Annotated in this window: 6 protein-coding genes; 3 read left to right on the forward strand and 3 right to left on the reverse strand. The window is 72.3% G+C overall.

Translation table 11 applies throughout. The features are described from left to right. Positions 1-40: 40 nt before the first annotated feature. Positions 41-3,571, reverse strand: coding sequence for a transcription-repair coupling factor (gene mfd / locus HG542_RS22355; protein ID WP_171084222.1), 3,531 nt, complete (start codon positions 3,569-3,571; stop codon positions 41-43). A gap of 153 nt (positions 3,572-3,724) precedes the next feature. On the opposite strand from mfd, the gene HG542_RS22360 reads away from it, so the two are divergent. From HG542_RS22360 to HG542_RS22370, 3 genes are all read left to right on the forward strand, one after another. Continuing rightward, positions 3,725-3,979, forward strand: a complete 255-nt coding sequence (locus HG542_RS22360; RefSeq protein ID WP_171084225.1) for a type II toxin-antitoxin system Phd/YefM family antitoxin — start codon at positions 3,725-3,727, stop codon at positions 3,977-3,979. Next, positions 3,976-4,227: a type II toxin-antitoxin system RelE family toxin gene (locus tag HG542_RS22365; protein ID WP_171084227.1), complete on the forward strand. Its 252-nt coding sequence runs from the start codon at positions 3,976-3,978 to the stop codon at positions 4,225-4,227. Before HG542_RS22360 ends, HG542_RS22365 begins: the two co-directional genes overlap by 4 nt. A 336-nt stretch (positions 4,228-4,563) precedes the next feature. After that, entirely contained in the window at positions 4,564-6,285 is a 1,722-nt protein-coding gene (locus tag HG542_RS22370; RefSeq protein WP_171084229.1) for a lytic transglycosylase domain-containing protein, read from the forward strand. Positions 6,286-6,334: 49 nt separating this feature from the next. On the opposite strand, the gene HG542_RS22375 is transcribed toward HG542_RS22370, so the two are convergent. Both HG542_RS22375 and HG542_RS22380 read right to left on the reverse strand, forming a co-directional pair. Continuing rightward, positions 6,335-7,231, reverse strand: coding sequence for a coiled-coil domain-containing protein (locus tag HG542_RS22375; RefSeq protein ID WP_171084230.1), 897 nt, complete (start codon positions 7,229-7,231; stop codon positions 6,335-6,337). Between the two features lie 127 nt (positions 7,232-7,358). Then, on the reverse strand, positions 7,359-8,506 hold a 1,148-nt coding region (locus HG542_RS22380; protein ID WP_255316076.1), incomplete at its 5' end, for an SUKH-4 family immunity protein.

Genomic DNA, 8,506 nt, shown 5'->3' on the forward strand with positions numbered 1-8,506 from the left:
CAACGGATTCGTAACTGTCCCCTATATATAGGGGACAGCATCAGCCCAGGATCGTGGTCAGGAACTCACCGACCCAAGCCAACAGCTCCCGCCCGACGAGCGGCTTGCCGCCGATCTGGCGGGTCGCCGGGCGCGGGACCAGGATCTGGTGGGTCGCCGGCTTCATCACCGTCCGCGGATACAGCCGCTTCAGCCGCAGTTCCTGCGACTCCCGCAGCTCCACCGGGCCGAACCGTACGTTCGCGCCCTGCAGGGTGATGTCCGAGACCCCGCACGCCCGCGCCAGCATCCGCAGGCCGGCCACCAGGAGCAGGTTCTCCACGGGCTCCGGCAACTTGCCGTAGCGGTCGGTCAGTTCCTCGCGGACCGCCTTGATGTCCTCCTCGGAGTTCGCCGAGGCGATCGCCCGGTACGCCTGGAGGCGCAGCCGCTCGCCCGGCGCGTAGTCGTGCGGGACGTGTGCGTCCACCGGGAGTTCGATCTTGACCTCCAGCGGCGGCTCCTCCTCCACGCCGCCCTCCAGCGAGGCGCGATAGTCCGCGACCGCCTCGCCCACCATGCGGATGTAGAGGTCGAAGCCGACGCCCGCGATGTGGCCGGACTGCTCGCCGCCGAGCAGGTTGCCCGCGCCACGGATCTCCAGGTCCTTCATGGCGACGTACATGCCCGCGCCCATCTCCGTGTGCTGGGCGATGGTGGCCAGGCGCTCGTGCGCCGTCTCGGTGAGCGGCTTCTCCGGCGGGTAGAGGAAGTAGGCGTAGCCGCGCTCGCGGCTGCGGCCCACCCGGCCGCGCAGCTGGTGCAGCTGCGACAGGCCGAAGTTGTCGCCGCGCTCGACGATCAGCGTGTTGGCGTTGGAGATGTCGATGCCGGACTCGACGATCGTCGTCGAGACGAGCACGTCGAACTTCTTCTCCCAGAAGTCGACGACGACCTGCTCCAGCGCGCTCTCGCCCATCTGCCCGTGCGCCGTGGCGATCCGCGCCTCGGGCACGATCTCGCGCAGCTTCGCGGCCGCCCGGTCGATGGACTCGACGCGGTTGTGGATGTAGAAGACCTGTCCCTCGCGGAGCAGTTCGCGGCGGATGGCGGCGCCGATCTGCTTCTGGTCGTACGGGCCGACGAAGGTGAGCACCGGGTGGCGCTCCTCCGGCGGGGTGGTGATCGTCGACATCTCGCGGATGCCGGTGACGGCCATCTCCAGCGTGCGCGGGATCGGGGTCGCGGACATCGTCAGGACGTCCACGTTCGCCCGGAGCTTCTTCAGCTGTTCCTTGTGCTCGACGCCGAAGCGCTGCTCCTCGTCGACGATGACCAGGCCGAGGTCCTTGAACTTGGTCTCGGAGGAGAAGAGGCGGTGCGTGCCGATGACGACGTCGACCGAGCCCTCGCGCAGCCCTTCCAGGACGGCCTTGGCCTCGGCGTCCGTCTGGAACCGGGACAACGCCCTGACCACGACGGGGAATTGGGAGTAGCGCTCGGAGAACGTCCCGAAGTGCTGCTGCACCAGCAGGGTCGTCGGCACCAGCACCGCGACCTGCTTGCCGTCCTGCACCGCCTTGAAGGCCGCGCGGACCGCGATCTCGGTCTTGCCGTAGCCGACGTCGCCGCAGACCAGACGGTCCATGGGGACGGACTTCTCCATGTCCTCCTTGACCTCGGCGATGGTGGTGAGCTGGTCGGGCGTCTCGGCGTAGGGGAAGGCGTCCTCCAGCTCGCGCTGCCAGGGGGTGTCCGCGCCGAAGGAGTGTCCGGGGGCGGCCATCCGGGCCGAGTAGAGCTTGATCAGGTCGGCGGCGATCTCCTTGACGGCCTTCTTGGCGCGCGCCTTGGTCTTGGTCCAGTCGGCGCCGCCGAGCCGGTGCAGCGTGGGGGCCTCGCCGCCGACGTACTTGGTGACCTGCTCCAGCTGGTCGGTGGGGATGTAGAGGCGGTCGCCCGGCTGGCCGCGCTTGGCGGGGGCGTACTCGACGAGCAAATACTCGCGGGTGGCGCCCTGGACCGTGCGCTGGACCATCTCGATGTAGCGGCCGACACCGTGCTGTTCGTGGACGATGTAGTCGCCGGCCTGGAGGGTCAGCGGGTCGATCGTCTTGCGGCGGCGGACCGGCATCCGGCCCAGGTCCTTGCTGGCGGACTTCTGGCCGGAGAGATCGGTCTCCGTCAGGACGGCGATCTTCAGCTCCGGGTCGACGAAGCCGGTGTCGATGCCCGCACAGGAGACGTGCACGACGGACGGCGTGACCGTCTCCAGATCGGCGTCGAGGCGGGCGGCGATGCCCTCGCCGCCGAGCACCTCGACGGTGCGGGCGGCCGGGCCGTGGCCCTCGGTGAGGAAGACTGTGCGCCAGCCGTCGGCCAGCCAGCCCTTGGTGTCGGCCAGGGCCCGGGCGGTGTCGCCCCGATAGGTCTCGGGGGCGTGCATGCCGAGCTTGAGGGTGTCGCCGTCGCCCTCGTCCTCCCCGGCGGCGAAGGGACTCACCGACCACCACATCATGCCGAGCTCGCGGGCCCGGTCACGGACGTCGGCGATGCTCCACAGGGAGGCGGCGTCCACGTCGATCGGGGCCTCGCCGCCGCCCGCCGTGGCGGCCCAGGATGCCTGCAGGAACTCCTGGCTCGTCGCCACGAGGTCCGCCGCGCGCGTGCGCACCCGCTCCGGGTCGCACACGACCGCCATGCTGCCGGCCGGCAGGACGTCGAGGAGCAGCTCCATGTCGTCCACCAGGACGGGCGCGAGGGACTCCATGCCGTCGACGGCGATGCCCTCGGCGATCTTGCCGAGCAGCTCGCCCAGCTCGGGGTGCTCCTCGGCGAGGGCCGCGGCCCGCTCCCGGACGGCGTCCGTCAGCAGCAGCTCGCGGCAGGGCGGGGCCCACAGGCCGTGCTCGGCGATCTCCAGGGAGCGCTGGTCGGCGACCTTGAAGTAGCGGATCTCCTCGACGTCGTCGCCCCAGAACTCGATCCGGAGCGGGTGCTCCTCGGTCGGCGGGAAGACATCGAGGATGCCGCCGCGGACCGCGAACTCGCCGCGCTTCTCGACCAGTTCGACGCGCGCGTAGGCGGCCGCGGCGAGCGCGTCGACGACCTCCTCCAGGTCGGCGTTCTGCCCGCTGCGCAGGCTGACGGGCTCCAGGTCGCCGAGCCCCTTCACCTGCGGCTGCAGCACCGAGCGGATGGGCGCGACGACCACACTGACCGGCCCCGCGGCCGGGTCGTCCTTGCTCGGGTGTGCGAGGCGGCGCAGCACGGCGAGGCGGCGGCCGACGGTGTCGGAGCGCGGGGAGAGCCGCTCGTGCGGCAGCGTCTCCCAGGACGGGTACTCCACGACCGATTCCTCGGGGAGGAAGGAGCGCAGTGCGGCCGCGAGATCCTCGGCCTCCCGGCCCGTCGCCGTGACGGCGAGCACGGGCCGCTGGGCGTCCCGCGCCAGCGCGGCGATGGCGAAAGGTCGCGCGGCGGGCGGCCCGACCAGGTCGATGTGCGGCCGGTTGCCGTCGCCCGCGGCCTCGACCGCTTCGGCGAGCGCCGGATCGTTGACGACGGCGTCGAGCAGACCGTGCAGGCTCATGGAGGGCATCCCGTCCCGGGGGTGGACAAGCGGACAACGCGAATCGCCCGACGCGTGCGTACGGGCCGGGGTGCTTCCAGCGTACGACGGGGCGCCGACACCGCGCCCCGGAACACCTCCCCGAGAAGGTGCGGGAAGTGTACAGTTCTGCACATGAGCGAAACCCTGCCGATCACCGAGGCGCGCGCCCGCTTCGGCACTCTCGTGCGCCGGGCCTCGCACGCCCGCGAGCGCATCACGATCACCGATCACGGCCAGCCGGCCGCGGTGCTGATAAACCCGCAGGAGCTCGCCGAGATCGAGGACGCCCTCGCGCTGGCCCGCTACCGGGAGCGCCGGGCGGCCGGCCAGGTCACGGCCGTTCCTCATGACGAGGTCCGCGCCCTCCTCGGCCTGGAGCGGGATTGACCTACGACATCGTCTGGGACGAGCACGCGATCGACAACGCCACCCGGTTCCTCAAGGAGGACCCGGAAGGGCTGCGCCTGCTCTTCGACTCCATCGACCTTCTGGCGGAGAACCCCCGACCGGCCGGGGCCGCCGAGTACGGATCACCCGATCTTCGGCGCCTGCACGTTGGGCGGTACCGGGTGCTGTACGAGATCACCGAGCGCACCGTGACCATCGTGATCATTCACGTCGGCCGCGTCGGCTGACGGCCGCAAACGGCCCGGCCCGGCGCACCCTTGCGGTGTGCCGGGCCGGGCCCTCCTGGTCGAGGGACTGGGCGGCCGGTCTGTTTGTCACCCGATGTGACGGGTTTACAGCTTCCCGCCCCGCCCGCACGGCACGACCCCCGACGATGGTCCCGTCCGCGTCCTCGGGACGGGCGGAGAGGGGACGGGCGGCGGAACGGCGCGCGCAGAATCTGTGAATCCCGTCCCCGGACAAGACATGTGGTGCTTGCGGGAATTAGTGTTCGGGTTTATGGCCGAGGGGGGCTCGTGCGACCCCCTTCGTACGGCCGCCGGTCTCCCAAGGAAGCAGCCTCCGTGAAGATACTTCAGACTCGCGCTGCCAGCGTCTCCCGCCAGGGACTGTGCACTGCTCTGCTCGTCGCCAGCCTCACCACCGCGGCCGTGGGCGCCAGCCCGCCGCACAACACCGCGGACGGGGGCGACCCGACACCGGGTCCCGACAACCCGCAGAGCCGGCCGCACGGCTCCCCCAACCTCACCCTGCCCGACCTCGTGCCGCGGCCCGGCGCCAGCGGAAGACCCGGCACCAGCACACCCGGTGACGCTCCGGACGGTGCGACGGGCATTCCCGCGACGGCCCTCGCCGCGTACAAGCACGCCGAGGACCTCGCCAAGGATCTCTATCCCGGCTGCCACATCCCGTGGCAGCTGATCGCCGGCATCGGCAAGGTCGAGTCCGAGCACGCGAGCGGCTACGGCCTGCGCTCCGACGGCTCGACCGAGAAGCCGATCATCGGTCCCGCCCTGACCGGCGACAAGTTCGCGCTCGTGAAGGACACCGACGGCGGCAGGTGGGACGGCGACCCGGTGTACGACCACGCCGTCGGGCCCATGCAGTTCATCCCGTCCACGTGGGAGAGCTACGGCGCGGACGGCCGCGGTCTGGGCATCAAGGACCCCAACAACATCTTCGACGCGGCGGCGGGAACGGCCCGTTACCTCTGCGCGGGCAACAAGGACCTCAGTAACCCCGCGGACCTCGACAGGGCGATCCTCAGCTACAACAGCTCCCGCGACTATGTGAACGCGGTCGAGGCCTGGATGCGCACGTACCAGAGCGGCGAGGCCGTTTCGCTGCCGGACACCGGGCACGGCTCGGGCCCGACCGGTACGCCGCCGCCCCCGAGCGTGCCGCCGGCGCGGAAGCCGGAGCGGCCCTCGGCGCCGAGTACGCCGAGTACGCCGTCGCGGCCGAGCACACCGTCGAAGCCTTCCGAGCCGTCGCAGCCGTCCAAGCCCTCGGAGCCGTCCAAGCCGGGCGGCGGTGGCGACCAGGGCGGGGACCACGGCGGCGACCAGGGCGGGGACAAGCCCACCCCGCCGACCCCGGCCAAGCCGGTGGCCGACCACCTCGAACGCCGCGGCGACGACGGCACGTTGACGGCCACGGCGGGCGAGACGTTCGACGCCCGGCCGGGCGTCAAGGTCCTGGACAAGAACGGCAAGCCGGTGCCGGGGGCCGAGGTCCGCTTCGAGATCATCGGCGACACCGGGGCACGTTTCCCGGAGAAGGCTCGTACCGCCACCGTCACCGCGGGCGAGGACGGCGTGGCCACCGCGCCGAAGATCACCGCAGGCGAGGTGACGGGCAAGTTCACCGTGCGCGCCACGGTGAAGGATGTCGCTCCGGCCGATTTCTCGGCCGACGTCCAGGCCCGCAAGGCGGACGAACTCGCCCTCGGCGGCAAGAAGATCCTGACGGCGGCCCCGATGGGCTCGTTCGCCGAGCGCATCAAGGTCGAGTCCCTCGGCAAGGGCAAGCCGGTCGCCGGCACGGTGGTGACGGCCACGGTCTACGGCCAGGACGGCAAGCCGGCCGAGACGACGGGCCCGTTCTTCAAGGACAAGTCGGGCAGTCCGGTCCGTACCGTGACCCTCGCGCCGACCGGCAAGGACGGGGTGGCCGAGGTGCCGGAACTGTTCACGGGCGGCCAGCCGGGCAGTTACGTACTCCGCCTCACGACGGAGGACGGCCTGCAGGTGACGGTGGCGCTGGTGGTGCAGGCGGCCAAGTAGCCACGTGGCCACGGTTTCCCCGCGCCCCGAAAAGGGCGCGGGGAAGGGGCTAATCCCCCACGTCCTCCGCAACGGGCTTGCCGGTCAGAGCCGCCAGGCTGTGCCGCACATGGGCCATGTGCGACCGCAGCTCCTCGCGCCGCTCCTCGTGCTCCCGCAGCACCCGCTCGGTCTCCCGGGCGATCCGCTCCTCGCGCACCCGTGCCTGGGCCAGCACGGCCGCCGCCTGCGCCTCGGCATCCTCCTGACCGTGGCGCGCGGCCTCCTCCGCGTCCGCGTAGTGGCGCTGCGCCTCGTTCAGGGCCGTGCGGCCGTACTCCTCCATCGCCGCCACCCGGGCGTCCATCGCCGCCTCGCGCTCGGCGAGCTCGCGGCCGGCCGCGTCCCAGCGCTCCGCGTGGTCCTTCTCCTGTTCGGCGAGCGCCTGCGCGGTGCGGCGGCGCATCTCCTTCAGGGCCGCGAGGGACTCCTCGCGCCGCTGGTTCACCTCGTGACGCACCTTGGTGCGCAGGTCGTCGGAGACGGACTCGGCGGCGAGACGGGCCTGGCGGGCCCACTCCTCCGCCTCCGCCCGCACCGCGACGGCGTACTCGTGGGCCGCGTCGCGGACTTCGCGGGCGTGCGCCTGGGCGGCCTCCTGGAGGTCCACGACGGCCGCCTCGGCACGCTCGCGCAGGCCCGTGGCCTCCAGCTCGGCGGTGGTCAGCAGGCCCTGGGCGCGGGGGCCCAGGGTGTCGTACGTCTGCGGCGGGAGCTTGGCGACGACGTCGGCGAGACGCCGGACCTCGTCCTCCATCTCCCGCCCGAGGACGGTCAGTCGCGCGGCCCGCTCCCATGCGGAGTCGCGCTGGCGCGCCAACTCCGTGAGGGCGCGGTCGACCTGCTCGGGCCGGTAGCCGCGACCTCGTACGACAGCGAATCCGTCAGGAGACACCGATGAACTCATCCCTGTAGCCCCTTATATCCGGAAATCCGGTATGCGACGCGGTCCGGCGTCCCATCATTCCTGGACGGGAGAGGCGCTCTTGACACGACACTCCGCCCCGCGGGTGCGCAGGGCGCCCGTCCCGCCGCTAGAAGAGACCGTCCCACATCTGCTCCAGCAGCACGGCCCACCAGTTCTCCGGCGAGGAGAGGGCCACCGGGTCGAGTGCGGCCAGTTGCTCCTGGAAGTCCACGGTCCAGCGCCCGGCCTGCTCGGGTGTCAGCCCGTAGCGCCAACGCCACATTTTGCCGAGCAGCGCCAAAGAGCGTACGAACTGAGGAAGGCTCGTGTTGACGAACTGCGGCACGGGGGCGCGCCCGTCGGGCCCGGCCTCCAGGGGGACGGCCACGATGTGCGCCGTGCCGTACTGGACGCACAGCTGGCGGCCGTAGTCGCTGCCCATCACCAGGTACGAGCCGGCGTCCGCCGCCGGCTGCACCCCGCGCTCGACGGCGAGCTCGGCGAGCGTCGGCACCGGGCGGCCAGGCTGGGCCTGTCCCCAGAAGAACGGGCCGAAGTCGACGGGCACGCCCGCCTGGACGAGGGTCTGCGCGACGACGTCCGGCACGCCCTGGCGCGACACGGCGCGCTGGTCGAAGCGGAAGACGCCCTGCGGGCCGAAGGACTCGGCGAGCTCCCGCCCGATGACGTCCGGCGCCGCGGGCGGGGCCGGCCGCACCTGGCTCGGGTGCGGCAGCGGCGCGCGGTTCGGCGCGGGGCGCGCCGGGCCGTCGGCGACCTGGTGCAACTCGCCCTGGTGCGCGACGAGATGCCGCACGCCCTGCTGGCGGGTCGCGTGGTCGCGCCCGTAGGGGGCGGTGTGGCTGATCCGCACCTGCGGCCAGGTCTCGCGCACCATGCGGGCGCAGTAACCGCCCGGCAGATCACAGGACTCGAGCTCGGTGTGCAGCTCGACGACGGACTGCGGGGGCACGTTCATGCCCCGCAGCTCGTGCAGGATCTGCCACTCCGGGTGCGGGGTGCCGGGCGCACTGCGCCGGATGATCTGCTGCTCGGACCCGTCCTGGGCCCGGTACCGGAGCACGGCCATGTACCCGGGCCCGACGGTGGGGGGCCCTGCGGGGGCGGGGGCCTGGGGGTAGCCGTATCCCTGCGGTGCGGGGGCGCCCTGCGGGGCGGCGGGGGGCTGGGGGCCGGGCGGCATGCCGGGGCCCTGCGGGGCAGCGGGGTGGGCTCCGCCGGGGGCGCCGGGGGGCTGGGGTGCGGCCGGGGCCT

Source organism: Streptomyces morookaense, from assembly GCF_013030945.1.
Lineage (GTDB): Bacteria > Actinomycetota > Actinomycetes > Streptomycetales > Streptomycetaceae > Streptomyces > Streptomyces morookaensis.

Excerpts from the sequence above, each read along its gene's own strand:
- HG542_RS22375 (WP_171084230.1), bottom strand. The coding sequence starts at position 7,231 with ATGAGTTCATCGGTGTCTCCTGACGGATTCGCTGTCGTACGAGGTCGC.
- HG542_RS22360 (WP_171084225.1), top strand. The coding sequence starts at position 3,725 with ATGAGCGAAACCCTGCCGATCACCGAGGCGCGCGCCCGCTTCGGCACT.
- mfd (WP_171084222.1), bottom strand. The coding sequence starts at position 3,571 with ATGAGCCTGCACGGTCTGCTCGACGCCGTCGTCAACGATCCGGCGCTC.